This window comes from Paenibacillus whitsoniae, assembly GCF_003955665.1.
GTDB lineage: Bacteria > Bacillota > Bacilli > Paenibacillales > NBRC-103111 > Paenibacillus_E > Paenibacillus_E whitsoniae.
This window is the reverse complement of sequence record NZ_RXHU01000072.1, coordinates 26,428-43,413: the sequence shown is the minus strand read 5'-3', so window position 1 is coordinate 43,413 and position 16,986 is coordinate 26,428. Positions and strand designations below refer to the sequence as shown.

15 protein-coding genes, 1 tRNA gene and 1 pseudogene are annotated in these 16,986 nt (G+C 50.0%); 15 read left to right on the top strand and 2 right to left on the bottom strand.

Annotated elements, in window-relative coordinates; all coding sequences use genetic code 11:
- Window positions 1–25 precede the first annotated feature (25 nt).
- From EJQ19_RS33100 to EJQ19_RS22475, 5 genes and pseudogenes are all read left to right on the top strand, one after another.
- Window positions 26–562: pseudogene (locus tag EJQ19_RS33100) on the top strand (immunoglobulin-like domain-containing protein); the annotation flags it as partial.
- Window positions 563–565: 3 nt separating this feature from the next.
- The gene (locus EJQ19_RS33095) at window positions 566–2,557 is read left to right on the top strand and encodes an immunoglobulin-like domain-containing protein (RefSeq protein WP_420901695.1); all 1,992 of its coding nucleotides are present in this window, start codon (window positions 566–568) and stop codon (window positions 2,555–2,557) included.
- A 237-nt stretch (window positions 2,558–2,794) separates the two neighbouring features.
- A complete protein-coding gene (locus tag EJQ19_RS22485) occupies window positions 2,795–3,841 on the top strand; it encodes a flagellar basal body-associated FliL family protein (protein ID WP_126143485.1) in 1,047 nt (348 codons plus the stop codon).
- A gap of 95 nt (window positions 3,842–3,936) precedes the next feature.
- Window positions 3,937–4,012, top strand: a tRNA-Ser gene (locus EJQ19_RS22480).
- 160 nt (window positions 4,013–4,172) lie between these two features.
- Window positions 4,173–5,012 (top strand): pentapeptide repeat-containing protein, encoded by an 840-nt coding sequence (locus EJQ19_RS22475; RefSeq protein ID WP_126143484.1) that lies wholly within the window; start codon window positions 4,173–4,175, stop codon window positions 5,010–5,012.
- 285 nt (window positions 5,013–5,297) lie between these two features.
- On the opposite strand, the gene EJQ19_RS22465 is transcribed toward EJQ19_RS22475, so the two are convergent.
- Entirely contained in the window at window positions 5,298–6,344 is a 1,047-nt protein-coding gene (locus EJQ19_RS22465) for a hypothetical protein (RefSeq protein WP_126143483.1), read from the bottom strand.
- Window positions 6,345–6,507: 163 nt separating this feature from the next.
- Window positions 6,508–7,608 carry an FAD-dependent monooxygenase gene (locus EJQ19_RS22460; protein WP_126143482.1) on the bottom strand — a complete coding sequence of 367 codons (1,101 nt, stop codon included), beginning with the start codon at window positions 7,606–7,608 and terminating at the stop codon, window positions 6,508–6,510.
- A 333-nt stretch (window positions 7,609–7,941) separates the two neighbouring features.
- On the opposite strand from EJQ19_RS22460, the gene EJQ19_RS22455 reads away from it, so the two are divergent.
- The 10 genes from EJQ19_RS22455 to EJQ19_RS22410 all read left to right on the top strand — a co-directional run bounded on the left by EJQ19_RS22455 (window position 7,942) and on the right by EJQ19_RS22410 (window position 16,976).
- Window positions 7,942–8,715 (top strand): HAD-IIA family hydrolase, encoded by a 774-nt coding sequence (locus tag EJQ19_RS22455; RefSeq protein WP_126143481.1) that lies wholly within the window; start codon window positions 7,942–7,944, stop codon window positions 8,713–8,715.
- A 79-nt stretch (window positions 8,716–8,794) separates the two neighbouring features.
- Complete coding sequence (locus EJQ19_RS22450) at window positions 8,795–9,352, top strand: glycerol-3-phosphate responsive antiterminator (protein ID WP_126143480.1); 558 nt, start codon at window positions 8,795–8,797, stop codon at window positions 9,350–9,352.
- A gap of 123 nt (window positions 9,353–9,475) precedes the next feature.
- Window positions 9,476–10,237 (top strand): MgtC/SapB family protein, encoded by a 762-nt coding sequence (locus EJQ19_RS22445; RefSeq protein WP_338143345.1) that lies wholly within the window; start codon window positions 9,476–9,478, stop codon window positions 10,235–10,237.
- A 277-nt stretch (window positions 10,238–10,514) separates the two neighbouring features.
- Window positions 10,515–11,837: an ABC transporter substrate-binding protein gene (locus EJQ19_RS22440; protein ID WP_126143478.1), complete on the top strand. Its 1,323-nt coding sequence runs from the start codon at window positions 10,515–10,517 to the stop codon at window positions 11,835–11,837.
- An 84-nt stretch (window positions 11,838–11,921) separates the two neighbouring features.
- Window positions 11,922–12,866, top strand: a complete 945-nt coding sequence (locus EJQ19_RS22435) for a carbohydrate ABC transporter permease (RefSeq protein ID WP_126143477.1) — start codon at window positions 11,922–11,924, stop codon at window positions 12,864–12,866.
- A 10-nt stretch (window positions 12,867–12,876) separates the two neighbouring features.
- Window positions 12,877–13,707, top strand: a complete 831-nt coding sequence (locus tag EJQ19_RS22430; RefSeq protein ID WP_126143476.1) for a carbohydrate ABC transporter permease — start codon at window positions 12,877–12,879, stop codon at window positions 13,705–13,707.
- Window positions 13,708–13,726: 19 nt separating this feature from the next.
- Window positions 13,727–14,479: a glycerophosphodiester phosphodiesterase gene (locus EJQ19_RS22425; RefSeq protein WP_126143475.1), complete on the top strand. Its 753-nt coding sequence runs from the start codon at window positions 13,727–13,729 to the stop codon at window positions 14,477–14,479.
- Entirely contained in the window at window positions 14,476–15,624 is a 1,149-nt protein-coding gene (locus EJQ19_RS22420; RefSeq protein WP_126143474.1) for a hypothetical protein, read from the top strand. Before EJQ19_RS22425 ends, EJQ19_RS22420 begins: the two co-directional genes overlap by 4 nt.
- A gap of 82 nt (window positions 15,625–15,706) precedes the next feature.
- Window positions 15,707–16,411, top strand: a complete 705-nt coding sequence (locus EJQ19_RS22415) for a glycerophosphodiester phosphodiesterase (protein ID WP_126143473.1) — start codon at window positions 15,707–15,709, stop codon at window positions 16,409–16,411.
- A 136-nt stretch (window positions 16,412–16,547) separates the two neighbouring features.
- Entirely contained in the window at window positions 16,548–16,976 is a 429-nt protein-coding gene (locus EJQ19_RS22410; protein WP_126143472.1) for an SRPBCC family protein, read from the top strand.
- Window positions 16,977–16,986: the final 10 nt, after the last annotated feature.

Here is a 16,986-nt window from a genome sequence, read left to right as displayed (position 1 = left end):
CGGCGAGACGCTGCACAGCGGCTGGATGGGGCCTGTCGTTACAGGCGTTGCAGGCTTGAACGCGCCATCCATTCAAACGAGTGTGACCGGGTGGACTTACGGGCCGGTGGCCTTTACCTTGACAGGCGGCGCCGATTCGGAAAGCGGCATCCGGAAATATCAATATAAGCTTGGAGCCGACAGTGACTGGACCGATTACCCTGGCAGCGCCGTGGCGATCGATACCGAGGGCGAGACACAGCTGTACGCCCGGGCTGAGGATTACGGGGGGAATTTCAGTCCGCAATCCTTTGTGGTTGTGCGCATTTACCGGGGCACGCCGTCACTAACAATCCTAGGGGAGGCCGCGATGGTTCTCGAGGTGGGTAGCGCGTATACGGACCCGGGCGTTGTTGCGAACGATGCCTTGGATGGCAACATCAGCAGCCGCATTGTCGTGACGGGGACTGTGGATACGAGCCGTCTCGGCACGTATGTGCTCCAGTACGCGGCTACCAATTCAGTGGGGCAAACGGTAACGGCAACAAGAACGGTCGTGGTGGAGGATACCGTGGCGCCAATCNNTATGGCAGTGGATGCCTGGGAAGGGGATGTGACCTCGCGGATATCGGTCACATCCGATGTAGATACGAGTCGGGCTGGCACGTACACAGTTCGCTATAATGTGGCGGACAGCTCCGGCAATTCGGCGGCAGAAGCGGTGCGGACCGTTCGCGTGCCGGCGCAGGAACCGGATGATTCCGATCATAATGCTCCAACGGTGCCGACGATTCAAACGAGTGAGGCAGGATGGACCTCGGGTCCGGTTGCTTTTACGCTATCGGGCAGCACGGATCTGGATAGCGGCGTTCAGAAGTATCAATATAAGCTCGGCATCGGCGGTGACTGGGTGGATTACGCGGGAAGCGCCGTAATGGTGGACGCCGAAGGCGAGACGGAAGTCTACGCCCGAGCACTGGATAACGCAGGGAATGTAAGCCCCGAAGCTTCTGCTGTTGTTCGCATTTATAGAGGAGTCCCGTCTTTGACCCTGCTTGGGGAGACGAGGATGGTTGTTGAGGCGGGAAGCATCTACGAGGAACCGGGGTTTGTGGCGAGTGATGTACGGGATGGGAATATCGACAGCCGGGTTGTTGTGACAGGGACGGTCGATCCGAGTCGTCTCGGCACGTACGAGATGCATTATTCGGTCACGAATGCTGTTGGCATGAGCGCGACTGCGGTAAGGACTGTTGTCGTGAGGGATACCGTGGCGCCAATCCTTACAGTGCTTGGCGATAATCCGGCCGTCGTGCCAATCGACGCGGCCTATGTGGATGGCGGCGTTATGGCAGTGGATGCCTGGGAAGGGGATGTGACCTCGCGGTTATCGGTTACATCCGATGTAGATACGAATCGGGCCGGTACGTATACCGTTCGTTACAACGTGACGGACAGCTCCGGCAATGCGGCGGCAGAAGCGGTGCGAACCGTTCGGGTTGTGAAGTCGGGGGCAACGCCGGAGACGCCTGCGGAGACACCTCCGGAGACGCCACCGGGGACACCTCCGGATTCAGCGGAGAGCGGGGCTGAAGCGCCGTCAGCACCTTTAACACCGCCGGCTATGTCTACTGTCATTCGGATTCCAGCGGAGTCAGGAGCCACGGTGCAAGGGGAGTTGAACGGACTTCTGGAGATTCGGATTCCGAGCGGAGCCTTGCAGAGAGGCACCGAAGTTCGTATGGAGGTGTCTTCGGCCTCGCCGGCGCCGACGTCCGGCACGCTGACAAGTGAGATGTTCAATGTAGCAAGCTCAACGGGGACCGAGCTCACCGAGCCGATGATCGTAAGGATCCGGTACGCTTCGGAGCAGGTTCCTGCTGGTCAGCAACCTGCACTTTATTATTACAACGAACAACAGAAGAGATGGATTTATGTTGGCGGCGAAATAACGGAGGCCGGCACTTTGCAGGCGGAAATGAATCATTTTAGCCCAATTGCCGTCATTGCAGGGCCCCCGGTTGGTTTCGAGGACACGGCTGGCCATTGGGCGGAGAAAGCAACGAAGCGTCTCGCCGGCATGCAAGTCGTATCGGGCATGGAGGAAGGCGTGTACCTGCCGGGAGTGGCGGTAACTCGCGCTCAGTTCGTGGTCATGCTCTCCAGAACCTTCAACCTGGCGTCGGAGCCTCCTGCTACATTCAAGGATGGCGAACACATTCCGGCTTGGGCTGAATCCCACATCGCAGCTGCTGCCCAGAAGGGATGGATTCAGGGCTATGCAGCAGGAGATGCGCTGGCATTTATGCCCGATCAGGGCATGACGCGTGCAGAACTGGCGGTGCTGGTAGCGCGTATCCTGGATACTTACGAGCAGGCCACTCCAGCTAATTCGGCAGACAAAGGCTACGCGGATCAGGCGGCGATACCGGGCTGGGCGGACTTCGCCGTGCACCGTATGGCAGCGTTACATTTGATGCAAGGCTATGAGGATGGCAAGTTCCATCCTGAGCGTTCCGTGACTCGGGCGGAAGCTGCAGTGGTGCTGTATCGTCTATTGGAATGGCTGCATATGTAAAAATTGTCCGGAGGGATGGCATGATTGCCATCCCTTTTGGTGTTTTAATGGTTTTTTTAAACAAAAAATCTTTCTATATGTGTGCTAATATGGCCGGTGAGGAGCTCCCGCTTTTTTCTATGTGCTGACTTTTAATCCAATCTTTATGGAATCTTTATCCTTTCGCGCCGTTTGTTCGCATTTCTATCATTTATAATAGAATAATGTTACAAATTGATAGAACATGGAGGGATCATCTTGAAAAAGTATGTAGCAAGTCTGCTCGTTGTTTTGATGTTGATTTTATCTTTTGGCGCTGTCTCTTTCGCCGAAGAGGAGTCGTATCAAATTTACGTGAACGGTAAAAAGCTGGAGAGCGACTATCCGCCGATCGTAGAAAATTATGCGATCTACGTTCCACTATGGAGTGTGCTCGGCGCCGCTGATTATTCTGCAATTTATAGCAGAGATATATTTAGGATTAACACAAATGATGGTGTTGTGCTGGTACGTCCGGATCACAATGCGCTGTTCAAATATCCATTCGCAACAGGCAATTTGGATGAAAGTTCATACAATTTGAAGCTGAAATATGATTTTTACCGCCAAGATTATTATCCGATTACGAGAAATTGGGTCATCTATGCGCCATTAACGCTGCTGCAAGACTACTTGGGCATGAGCGTTGCTTGGGGGGACAATAAGCGGATCGATATTACCGCAAAAAGCACCTACAAAACGTCGCTCTCCAAGTTCTATAAAGACGCGGTAGGCGCTCTAAAAAAAGTCTCGTTCAGCATGTCCACGGAAAAGGACTTTATCAACACAATTGATAATTCGGTGACTGCAGGGGCGGAGGAACTTAGAAGATTCGCCGCGATTGAAGAATGGATTTCGAAGCAAAACACGTACTGGTTGGACGCCCGTTTTGCGAATTACGAAGGCCACGATCATACCGAAGAGGTTGTTGTCGTTGGTTATAGCGGTAACAAGATTACTTTTAGCAATAGTAAAGGGGAGTTCACCAAAGAGTTTGGAAGTTTGCAGGAAGCGCAAGATGGACTTTTCACGTCGAATCCGATTGCAGGGCTGTCAGCTAAAGCTCAAGCAGCAGTTAAAGCCCGTCAAGTCTACGTGGGCATGTCGAGATCGGAGGCTGTTTTGTCCTGGGGCAAGCCAGATGATATGAATAAATGGACAAGCGGCCTCGGTACCACGGAGCAATGGGTGTATCGCAGCGGGTCGCTGTTCAATGCGCAGTATATTTATTTTACGAACGGCGTTCTGACGTCGATTCAGAATTAGGGGGATTCCTTTGCGGATCATAAAAAAGACATTCACTCCTTGAATGTATAAGATAGTGGTTGAAAAGATACAATTTTTTTGGTAAAATTTCCAGTAGAGCAATAGCTTAAGTAGGTTAGAGCGTTCTGAATTGATTTCAGAAAGGTGCAGGTTCGAATCCTGCTTGTTTTAGAGAATTAGTGGATAGTTCTTTAAAACAAGCAGGCTTTGGATCAAGAATGGATATACTTCGTTTTCGATTTAAATCAAAAGTAAACTCCCGCCTAAATTGGCGGTTTTTTTATTTTCTATACTTTCAAAATATGTCGTTTAAAAGGAGAAATAATTCAGAATGAAGGTATTTAAAAAAATTTTAAAAAACGAGTTGGCGGTTATGGTTGCTGTACTTGTTCTTTTTTTCGTCGTGACGGTTGGACTTACTCTTTTATATGATTGTATCCCAATTATGATTCACAAAAGCATATATGGTGAGGATTCTTTCTGGGAAGGATTTTTAGTTAATTTGCATAACTCTGTGTTTGATTTCTTAATTCTTGGGGTAATTCTATACTACTTTACAAATCGTATCAGTCAGAAGAGAAAAATTGAGGAGTATTTTGAAAATATAGATGATGTAAGATTCTGGTTTAAGGAAGAAGCTACAAGTAAACTAGTAGCTAATATTACTCGATTGAATCAAAATGGTTATACAAAAATGAATCTATCTAAATGCTATTTAAAAGACGCGTTTCTTAATAATGTGAAGTTAGTAAATAGCCAACTCATGGGTGCGGTCCTGGAAGGCGCCTCACTTCGAAATGCTACTTTAAATAATTCTGATTTTAACGGAGCCAAATTGCAGAATGCCGTTTTAAGGGGGGCATCGTTGAAAGAGGCAAAGTTGAGAAATATATTTTGCGATGGCACCAACTTTACTGGCTCTTTTTTAAATGACGTTGATTTGAGGCAGGCACGCTTAATAAATTCCGATTTCAGAAATGCAATATTCAAAGGAGCAGATCTACAGGGCGCGGAGTTTGAGAATTCTTCGTTTGTAAAAGCTAATTTTATTGGTGCTAGAAATATAGACATAAATAAAATTGTAAAAGCAAAGACATTGGTAAGCGCTAAATTTGATAGTCAAGTTAGAACGGAGATCGAAAGAATTAGACCGGACTTATTTATTCCTTAAAGTTGAGAGTAATGAGGTTACCCCCTTATCACTACCGGCACAAAGCTTGAGGAACCGCCAAGAAGGCCTCACTATGCCTGGTGTTATCCCAGCAAGCTGTATGCGACGGCAGGCCTGCACCCCCGCATGATGCGAAGAGCTGCAATGGAGAGACGATGCCGAAGCTCGAAGAACTGACACGCGCTCACTCAGATCGTCGGGACGCAAGGACGTTTTTCGAGATTTGGTAAGGAATAGGCAGCAAAGACAAAAAGACAGCTCCCAAGGGAACTGTCCTTTCTGTGTTTATTGCATAAAACCTTTAGCAAATTCCTTCTGCAGCTGTTCTTCGGTAATGATGTTATCGCCAGTCGGAATCCCGAGTTTGAATTGTGCTTTTTCGTTGATGTGATCCATCGAAGATTCTACATTGACCACAACATGGGAATTTCCGCTCTCATCTTTGACGTTCAGATCGACGTTAAACGTTTGGTAAGTAATATAGTTCGATTTATTAATGCCGGAAATGAGTTGGATTTGATTGACGTCCACGTTTTTCTTAATATCGTTAAGGACTTTATCTTGATCTTTGGTTTTGTCGGTGAAGGTGGAGCGGGCCTGTTCGATGTCAGCTTTCTTCGCGTTGAACAAATCGGCATATTTCGGATCCAGGAGCAGGTCAAAAATTTTCGGAATCACCTTCCCAATCGATACCTTGATGGCGTCGTCCATGTTGTTTTTGTCAACTTGAATTTGTACGAATCGATTGGCCTCCACACCTGCCGGCAATGTCATTTCTTTTTTATTTAACTCGGTAAAATATGTTTTCTCATCAAAATTTTGAACAAACGCAGCCAAGACTTCCTTTGAAAATTCGGTTCCCTTTGTCATATCGAGCTGCTTTTGACCGGATGACTTTGCTTCAAGCTCCTTTAGATCGAGCTCCAGATATTTGTCTGTCACTGTTTTGGGGAGGGGGAGGAAAGGGATGTTCGGTATCTTCACCCACATTTTCTCTTTTGTCATGACGATCGGTAAATGAATGCCGACATTCAGATCGCCTTTTAAGTTAAGCTGCACGTTAACCTCGCTTTGGAACGGTTCTTTTTGATAGACGCCGCTGAAGCTCATCTCGGCATTTTTCAATAGATTCGCCACTTGCTCAGCTTGGGCATCCCCGAGTTTGTCAGCGGGCACCTCGCCGCCCAGCGTCATTTTAGCTTGAAATTGATAGGATTCCATTTTCTCAAAGTTTTCAAATGCCTTGCCCAGCGTCGCTTTAGGCGGAGTGCCGCAGGCGGTTAACGTCGCTGCCAGTACAAGCCCTACTGCAATTAGCCCCACTTTTCTCATGTTTGTCTCTCTCCCTTTTTTGTAAAAAATAACCTATCTACTATAGCGTATTTACCAGAAAATAGATAGTAGGGAATGGAGGAGAGTGGCCTATTAGCTGAAGTTTATCGAATCGTTCCGACCTGAGCGAGCGGCGGCGCACCAACCAAAGTGATGTATTATCCTACAAATCGTTCCCTGTTTGCGAATTTCTTTCGCGAATGGCTTCTTCCGTTCTTGGGACAAGAAAATCTACAGTTAATGCTGCGTTTGCTTGCACTTCCTCGATGAAAGGACGGAAACTCTTATTGTATTCTTGGAACGCAAGCTCGTAATCGCCATGGCATTTTTGAAAAGCATCTGCCAGGGCGGCCGCCCCATCTATGGCGAGTGAGCCCCCCATACCAGCAGCGGGAGAAGCGCAGTATCCTGCATCGCCGACGAGTGCTACTCTGCCTTTTGTCCACGACGGCATTTTCATTTGGCACAGCTTATCAAAGTAATAAGTTTCCGAGTTCTTCACTTCTTGCAGCAATTCCGGCGTTCGCCAGCCGAGTCCAGAAAACTGATTCAAAATGATATTCCTCTGCTGTTCTTCGTTCCTGTAGTCGTAAGGGATTTCCTGCTCCGAGGAGAAGCAGAGGACGATATCGGTTTTATTGTTGTAAGCGTTCAGCATGACGGCCTTATCCGGCTCATTGTACATCTGAGTTGTATTCTCCCGAATCAACAACTTATCCACGATCGTGATAGAAAAATACGTTTTAAGGAACCGAGAAAATTCCGCCTCCTCACCGAAGCTCAATTTTCTGACGACCGAATGAATGCCATCGCAGCCAAATACCAGGTCAAACGAGCGCTTGTGCCCACCTTTGAAAGCTACGTCGACGCCGTTACTTTCTTCCTTTAACGAGGCTATGCTATCTCCAAAAATAAACTCGACATCATCTTTGACAGCATCGAACATGATATTCAGCAATACATTTCGCTCGATTTCATATTCATCTTCTGCGAGCTGATCACGGACGACCAATCTCTCAGTGACATCCTCGGAATTTTTGAATCCCATCTCTTCCATGACTAATTTGTTAGACTGAATTTGGTCGAGCAGCCCCATACGTTTCACAATGTCGACGGTATTTTCGCGAATATTGACAGGTGTGCCGCCTTTTTTGAGACCTTGGGCGATCTCGACAACGGTTACGTTGTAGCCCAACTTATTCATCCAATAGGCTGTTGAGATGCCGGCAAAACTCGCTCCACTCACTAGGACATTTTTTTTCATCATGGTTCCTCCCGTGATTCACACTATTATTTATGACGTTTATAAAGAATAAAATAACTTTATAAACTGAATATAAAATGGAAAGTGAATGCCCATGAACGGAAGAAGCTGTAATCGACTAAAATTTTCCCGCTTGACAAAAACGATGTAACCGCTTTATAGTTATCCTACAAACGATGAATGTACGGTTTAGGCGCGAGTCGAGGAGAAGACCTTATCCGTAATCACATTCTGCCATGCTATGGCGGAGTGTGTTTACATGGATAGGGTCTTTTTTGCGTGCCTGCGTCTGGCCGACATCATTGCAGTCTTCATGAATCGAGGGTGAGAGCGATGGCTAGAGGCTATGTTTTTGATTTGGACGGTACCGTGTACCTGGGGGATAGAACGATTGAAGGCGCGGCCGAAGCGATTGGGGCGCTGCGTTCACGAGGGGACAAAGTTGTATTTTTATCAAATAAACCGATTGCGACCCGTCAGTCCTATGTGGAAAAATTATCGAAAATGGGGATTCCGGTCACGCTGGACGAGGTGCTCAATTCCTCGCAGATCGTGGCGAAGTATCTGAACCGGCGGCTGCAGCCGGGGGAGCTGGTGTTTGTGATCGGCGAGGAGCCGATTATCGAAGAGCTGGAGGCGAACGGCATTCCGCTTACGCAAGATAGCGAGCAAGCCCGCTACGTTGTGCTCTCGTGGGACCGTCAGTTCACGTATGATAAGCTTAACAGCGTGTACCAGGCCGCGATCCGGGGCTCGATCATTATCGCATCCAACCCGGATGCGACCTGTCCGCTGGACGGTGGTCAGATTCCGGACACCGGTACATTCATCGCCGCGTTGGAGGTGGCGACAGGCAAAGCCATCGACCTCGTCGTGGGCAAACCGTCTTTGATTGCCGCGGAAGCGGCCGCCGCGCATTTGGGCTTGCCGTTTGAGGATTGCTTTATGATCGGCGACCGGCTGGAGACCGACATCAAGATGGCCAACGATGCCGGCATGAAGTCCGTCCTGGTGCTGACGGGCGTCGCCACGAAGGAAATGGCGGAGAACTCGCCGTACCGCCCGGCCTACATCATTCCCAGCATTAAAGAGATCGTTCATTTATAGCTGAAAACCGGCTTTTTAAACTTATTCTTGAAAAAATCGTGGTATAATGTTCTAACATCGACGAAAGGTGGGAAATGACGTGTATCCGATTGTTGATCTTGTAGAACATCAAACCATTGCGGCTGTTCAAAAAGTAGAAGATCTCGAGCTGGCCATTCAAAGCCCGGCGAATATTGTATTTCTGCTTGTCGGATCCATATTTAACCTGAAAGATCTGGTTGATCGGTTGAAGGAAGCCGGGAAGCATGTGTTCATTCATATGGACTTTATTGAAGGGATTGCCTCTGACAAGAGCGGTGTGGCTTATGCCGCGCAGGTCATTAAGCCGACCGGTGTCATTTCGACCAAAAGCCATCTCATTCGCGGAGCGAAGGAAGCGGGGCTTATGGCGATTCAGCGTATTTTTCTCATCGACCGAAGTGCGGTTCATCGAGGCATTAAGGCGGCTGAGCAAAGCGGCCCCGATGCGATTGAGGTGATGCCGGGCATTATGCCGCGCATTATCCGCGAGATGACGGACATGACTTCGCTTCCTATCATTGCAGGCGGCTTAGTCGGCAATCGGAAGGAAATTGCGGAGGCGCTGGAAGCGGGAGCGCTGGCGGTGTCCGCAGGAGCATCCGACTTATGGCACTAATCTAAATTCATACATCAGCTGATTCCAAGCGGGAGAGACGAGGAGAAACCTCTTTGGAAAAAGTGCGATCTTTCTTTTCGCGCACTTTTCTAAGGGGTTTTTATTTTTTCAGAAATGGGTGACATGATGACGGCTGGCATTTGGCATATTGGCTATTTCGATTTAACGATCCGCATCCTGATGGCGGCAGGTTTGGGAGGGCTAGTCGGCCTTGAGCGGGAGTGGAGCAACCACGCTGCGGGCTTGCGGACGCATATTCTGGTCTGCATCGGCTCTACCGCCATCATGCTGCTGTCGATCTACGGGTTTTCCGAGTTCGTCACGGAACCTAACGTGCGAACGGATCCGGCGCGCCTGGCTGCGCAGGTCATCAGCGGGATCGGATTCCTGGGAGCAGGAACCATTATGCGAACGGGAGCCACGGTATCCGGGCTCACAACCGCTGCTTCCGTATGGGTTGTAGCCGCGATCGGCCTTTGCGTCGGCGCGGGTTTCTTTTACTGTGCCGTACTCGCAACGGTCATGGTTTTGCTGAGTTTGTTCGTTTTGAACAAATGGGAAAAGCTCGTGATGCGCAACCGCCGAACCCAGGAAGTTGTCATCAAGATTGTCGACAAACCGGGGGTTTTGGGGACGATTGCGACACATTTTGGCGAACAAGGGATTCAAGTTGTGAACGTGCAGATGAAGGCGGAGGGCATGATGGAGATATCAGGTACGGCGGAAGGGGTGATGGAGCTTCGATTCCATTTGAAAAACGGCTATACGGAATCACTGCTGCAAGCGGTTGACAGTATTTTGAAATCCAATGATATTATTTCTTTGGAGTCCAAAGGGCTGCAGCTGAGCGGCGCTGCACGCATGAATCAAACCTATGCGGTCTAGCCGTGCAAAGCGGGATTGGCAAAATGTACAATGAATAAAATGGTTGACATAGCCCCCGCAGGTATGACATACTTTCACTAAGAAAACGCTTTTATTTCGTTCCAAACGATTGGGTGCGGAGATCACTGAGACAGCCCAAGAGACGAACGGACCGTGCATGGCTTTGTGCGGCCCTTCTGTTTCTTGTCTGCTCGGTGCTCTCCTTTTTTGTGCCCATCTTGACCAGGAACGACGCCATTCATTCAACTCGATATAATCCGGAGAGGGGTTTTTGTACATGAAGAGGAAAAAATGGTTACCTATCTTAGCGGTTTCATCCCTGGCACTGACGGCACTAACCGGCTGCGGCAGCAGCGGAGACGGAGGTGGGGACACCGAAGCGTCGGCCACAGTTCCACCCGCAGTCGAAGATACCACACCGGTGACGATTCAATATTGGCACTCGCACGCCGAAGTGCAAATGCCTGCGGTTAACGATATGATCGCCGCTTTCCAAGCGAAGTACCCGTACATAACCGTCGAGCCGGTGTTCCAGGGAGCTTATGTGGATCTTCAGAAGAAGCTGCAAGCAGCCATCGCGGCCAAAGAAGTGCCGGCTGTCACCAACGTAGAAGTATCGGCTTTGCCAAGCTTTGCGGACAGCGGTGCATTCGCGGATTTATCCGGGTACATCAAGCGGGATAAGGTGGATATGAACGACTTTTCCCAAGGGATGCTGCAAGCGTATTCATATAACAAGAAGCAATACGGCTTCCCGTTGATCGTCAGCACCAGCGTGATGATCTACAACAAGACGCTGCTCGATAAGCTCGGCGTTCAACCGCCTCAGAAGTGGTCCGACATCGAGGAGTTCAACAAGAAGGTAGCTGTGAAAGAGAACGGCAAGACAACGCGTTACGCGTTCTCCGTTCCTGGTTGGGATACATGGTACTACGATCCGTGGATTTCGAACGGCGGCGGCGCTATCTTGAATCCGGAGAAAACGAAATCTTTGCTGGATCAGCCTGACAGCTTGCGTTGGATCCAGAACTTCAATAAGTGGCTCAAAGACGGCTCGATGCACATGGGCTACGGCAAAGGCGCTTCGGATACGATGAGACAAATGTTCCTGGACGAGAAGATCGCCATGGTCCAGCATACTTCTGCGGTACTGAAAACGTATCTGCAAAATGCGAAATTTGAAGTCGGCGTATCCTTCATTCCTGGCGATAAAGAGCGCAAATCGCATATCGGCGGCGCGGGTATTGTGATGATGGACGGCGCGCCTGCGAACCAGAAGGAAGCGGCTTGGAAGTTCATCAAGTTCATGACGGATGCCGAGCATAACATCAAGTGGGCAGAAGGAACCGGTTACCTGCCGACGCATAAATCGGTGCTGAACACGGAAGAAGGCAAAGCGTATTTTGCCAAGCTGCCGCAATACAAAGCGGTCTTCGATAACTTCGACAATGTGGTTGGTCGTCCGCAGCATCCAGCCTATACAGAATTCAGCAAGAAATACATGGAAGTCGTAGGCAAAATGATTCTGGAGAACGCAGATCCGGAGCCGCTGATGAAAGATGCCGTGAAGGAAATCAATACGATCTTGGATGAAAGCTAAAGGCAAGCTGCCAGCGGGCATGTCGTGCAGAAGGCGAAGGCTCTCTGCACGGCAGTTCTTTGGAGATGTGAAAGGGGATAGGCCATGAATACAGACAAAAGGCAGAGCCAGCTCCACCACAAAGTCGGCGATATCGTGACCACACGCTCCCGTTCCCGATGGGGAGACTATTTGAAAGATTTTTCGTTTGCTGTTCCGGCATTGGTGATCTTGGCTGTTTTTATTTATTATCCATTAGTCAACTCGCTGTTTATCAGCTTTACAAACTGGAATATGACGAAGCCGACGAAGAAATTCATCGGGTTCGATAACTATGAATATTTGATTCACAGCAAGACCTTCTATAAAGTGCTGCAAGTGACCTTCACGTATACGGTTGCGGACGTTGTACTGACGCTGGGTCTGGGTTTGCTGCTTGCCCTGTTGTTCAACTATGCTTCACGCACGTTTAATTTCATGCGGGCCGTCATTTTCATGCCGCACTACGTCTCCATGGTTATCGTCTCAATGATCTTCCTCTGGATCTTCAACGGCCATTACGGGCTGATGAACAGCATTATGACATGGCTGGGTCTCGAACCGATTCAATGGCTCACTAATACGAAGACAGCGCTGTGGGTGCTGGTTGCGGTCGCGGTATGGAAGGGCGTCGGCTTTACGATGATCATTTTCATCTCCGGCCTAAGAAGCATTCCGCTTGAATATTATGAGGCTTCCGGTATCGACGGTGCATCGAAGTGGACGCAATTCTGGAAAATCACGGTGCCGCTGCTATCGCCGACAACGTTATTCCTGGTAGTGACGCACTTCATTTCTTCGATGCAGGTCTTCCAATCCGTTGACGTTATCACGAACGGCGGACCGCTGGAGTCGACCAAAGCGATGGTGTACTGGATTTACGAAATGGCCTTTACAGACTTCAAAACAGGCCGTGCTTCCGCACTGGTCATTATCTTCTTCTTCATTATCATTTTGCTGACCATGCTTCAAATGTATGTGTCCAAGAAGAAAGTTCATTACGAGGGGTAGGGAGAAGAAAATGAAAAATCCGCTGCTGCATACTACCCGGGTCGCTGTCGCTATTCTTATTACGCTGGTTATGTTTTTTCCTATTTACTGGATGGTGATTACCGCATTAAAAGCGCCGTCGGAGCTCCGACTGGCATCGCCGACGTTTTGGCCGGAGAAGGCGATGTGGGGCAACTTTGCCGCTGCCTTTAAAGCCTTTCCATTCTACCGCTTTACGATTAACACGGTTGTTCAAACGGTGGGCATTGTCTTCTTGCAGATCAATATCGGACTTATGGCGGCCTACGCATTCTCCAAGGGAACGTTTCCGGGCAGAGATAAGTTATTCGCCCTCGTGCTTGCGGCCCTTATCGTTCCGGAGCAAGTTGTCTTCGTACCCGTCTATGTCCTGATGTCCAAACTGAACTGGATCAATACGTACTACGCGCTGATTATCCCGCATGCCGCTTCCGCGTACGGTATCTTCCTGCTTCGCCAAATGTTCCGCTCCATTAATAACGATGTGATCGAGGCGGCGAAGGTTGACGGCGCAAGCCGGTTCCAGGTGCTGTATAAAATATTGACACCGATGGCGATGCCGACGGTCTCGACGCTGGCTGTCATCAGCTTTATCAGCAGCTGGAACGCGTACTTCTGGCCGCTCATTATGACGAACTCCAACAAAATGCGCGTCTTGACTGTCGGGATCTCCATGATGCGCGACTCGATTGCCGGCGACGAAGCTTTGAACATGCACATCATCATGTCTGCAAGCATCCTGATTATTTTGCCAATCGTCGTGTTGTTTATTTTCGCGCAAAAATACATTGTGGCTGCCATGGCCAATTCGACATTTAAATAATTGAGGAGGCACGGAACCTATGAACCAACCATTAGTCATCGCTCATCGCGGAGCCAAAGGAGAAGCTCCTGAAAATACGCTAGCCGCTTTCCGCCTCGGTCTTGAGCAAGGCTGCGATGCCATTGAGCTTGATATCCATTTATCGCAGGACGGCGAAATTATCGTGATTCATGATTTTACGATTGATCGCACAACAGATCGGAAAGGCGTCGTCCATGAGATGACGCTTGCCGAGTTGAAGCAGGCGGATGCGGGCCGTTGGTTCGATACGCGCTTTGAAGGGGAACGGATTCCGACGCTCGAAGAGGTGTTCGACCTTGTGCCTCCCGACATCATGATCAACGTAGAGATCAAAGATTCGTACGATCGGAAGCTGGAGCCGGCGCTTGTCGAGCTAATGAAGAAGAAGGACCGCGTGCACAATGTCGTTGTCTCCTCTTTCGATCATAAAAGCTTGATGTTCCTGAAGCTTCTTTTACCGGAGACGAAGATCGGGCTTCTGTATGATTTTAATCCGGGAAGCCATGTGAATTTGGCGACGGGGCTCGGCGTACCAGTGTACTCCTTGCATCCGAACTTCAAACGCATTAACCGCGAAGAGATCCGCGAAGCGAAGAGCAAGGGCATCGAAGTGTACCCATACACCATTAACGATGAGAAAAGATTGAGAAAGGCGATTGCCTACGGCGCTTCGGGCATTATTACGGATTACCCTGGCCGGCTGCGTGACATCCTGGCCGACCAGGGTGTGTCCGCAGAGGTGAAAAAATGAGAATCGCCCAGCTCTCTTGCGTTGTCCTTGCAGCGGGATTAATTGCACTGACCGGGGCGGGCTGTCAGAAGCGGGAAACGGCCGTGGTGCAAGCGAGTGCTGCCCCTTCCGTTTCTCCTACTGCCCCGCCTAAAGCGACGGAACCCACAGCGAAGCAGGTGAACGCATTGGCGGGAATTACCCAGGAAGAAGCGGGAATTAAGATTCGCGTGGATATGCCGGAAATCAAAGATTTTCTGGCGCAAAGCAAGCAAGGGCCGATTATTCCGGCACTCAAGCAAAATGCAATTCCGCAAGGCATGGCCTATGTGGAGGAGAAGAACTGGATCGTCATCTCCCATTATCGGGAAGAGGGCAAATCGGGACTTCTGACCGTGGTGGATGCGGGGAGCGGCAAGCTTGTGAAAGCGCTCGAATTGTATAAGGATGCTGCGACGCCTTACACAGGCCATGCTGGCGGGGTTGCCGTTTCCTCCCGATATGTCTGGCTTTCTTCAGACGGCAATCTGTACTATTTTCCGAAAGACGATCTGCTGCAAGCGGGGGAGACCGGCAAACTTGTGTTCAAGGGCCTTGTCTCAACCGGTACGAGAGCTTCGTTCAATGCTTATGCCGACGGTGTGCTTTGGGCGGGTGAATTTGCACAAGGCACCAGCTATCCGACAGATGCTTCGCACTATTTGACGAATCGGGATGGGAAAGAGCATAAAGCGTGGGCAGTCGGCTACAAGCTGGACCCTGCCACGGATATGCCGGTAGCTCTGAAGGGAGAGAAGGCGGGCTCCGCCTTGACACCGGACCTCATCCTGTCACTGCCGGACAGTGTGCAGGGGATGTACCTGAATGCGGATGGCGTGTGGCTCAGTCAGTCATACGGCAGAAACAGCATCAGCGACATCACCCGTTACAAGCATACGGCATCGGAAGCACCGCACGCGACGGTAAAAGTGGGGCAAGCCGAAGTGCCCGTCTGGTTCCTGGACAGCAAGGATAAGGGGAAAAAGATGGTCGTTCCTCCCATGGCGGAAGGCATTTTTGAACGTAGCGGGGACTTACATATCTTGTTCGAATCCGGCGCAACGAAGTACATGACGTCTTCGACCTACGCGCTGGACCGTATTCATATTTTGCCATGGCGCGAGTAGGCGGATCGATGTAGTGGTCGGTTGTCCCAATTTGCGTTATGATGGTGAGGTACTCACTATAACCGGAGGTGGACATCTCGATATGATCACTGGACTTGCACACAGAGGCTACCCGAAGAAATATCCGGAGAATACACTGGCCTCTTTTCAGGCCGCTTTAGATTTGAATTACAGTCATCTGGAGCTCGACGTTCAACTAACACGGGACGGTGTCCCTGTCGTCATTCACGATACGACTGTGAACCGGACGACGAACGGGACCGGGAACGTTGCGGACTTTACGTTTGCGCAAATCCGTGAGCTGGATGCGGGCGGCGGGCAGCTGGTTCCGACGCTGGAGGAAGTGCTGCTCTTGGCCAAAGGCCGGGCTCAGGTCGACATTGAGCTGAAGCAGAGCGGGACGCTGTACCCTGGGTTGGAGGCGCAAGTGCTTGCCACCATTCAAGCTGCGGGGGTGCAGGATCAGGTATTCGTTACTTCGTTCGACCATTACTCGGTGATTCGCATGAGGGAGCTGTCCGACAGCCTCGAGCTGGGGCTTGTGCTTTACGGTGCGACGCCGGCCGTATTCCCACTCGCTCGTGAGATTCGCGCGAAGTACGTCTCCGTCAAGCATATTTATTTAACGGACGAGTTCGCTCATCGTTGCAGTGAAGAAGGCATCCAATTGATTGCCTGGACGATTGACGACGAAGCGGATATGCAGAATTTGCGCTCGCGTTACCCGCACATTTGGGCTTGCACGAATGAGCTGGAGCGATGGGCGGGCGTATTTGCATCTAAATAACGGAAAAGAGCCGGCATTTTGCTTTGGCTCTTTTTTTGTTAGATTGGCTGATAGTGAGAATGGAAGGATTACCCAAGATTGAACTTATGGTATGATGGACAAGAATAGAAGGAAGATCTTAAAGGAGGCTGCAGGCATGGAAACTGGCAAACCGGCAATTCTGAAGGTAGAAGCGTTGATTCAAAGCCCTGTTGAAAACGTATGGACGTATTGGACAGAGCCGCATCACATTATCCAATGGAATAGTGCATCCCCGGATTGGCATACGCCTCGTGCTGAGAATGATCTGAGAGTCGGAGGCAGCTTTTCCTCGCGTATGGAAGCAAAGGACGGCAGCTTTGGCTTCGACTTCGGCGGTGTTTATGATGATGTTCGTCCTCATGAACACATTGCTTACACGATTGGTGACGGCCGGAAGGTAAAGATTGACTTTATTCGCGAAGGCAGCGCGACACGGGTCGTCGAGTCGTTCGAGGCGGAAAGTCAGAATGCGCCGGAGATGCAGCAGGCCGGATGGCAGGCGATTTTGGATAACTTCAAGAAGTATGCGGAGAAGCATGAGTAGGAAAAGGAAA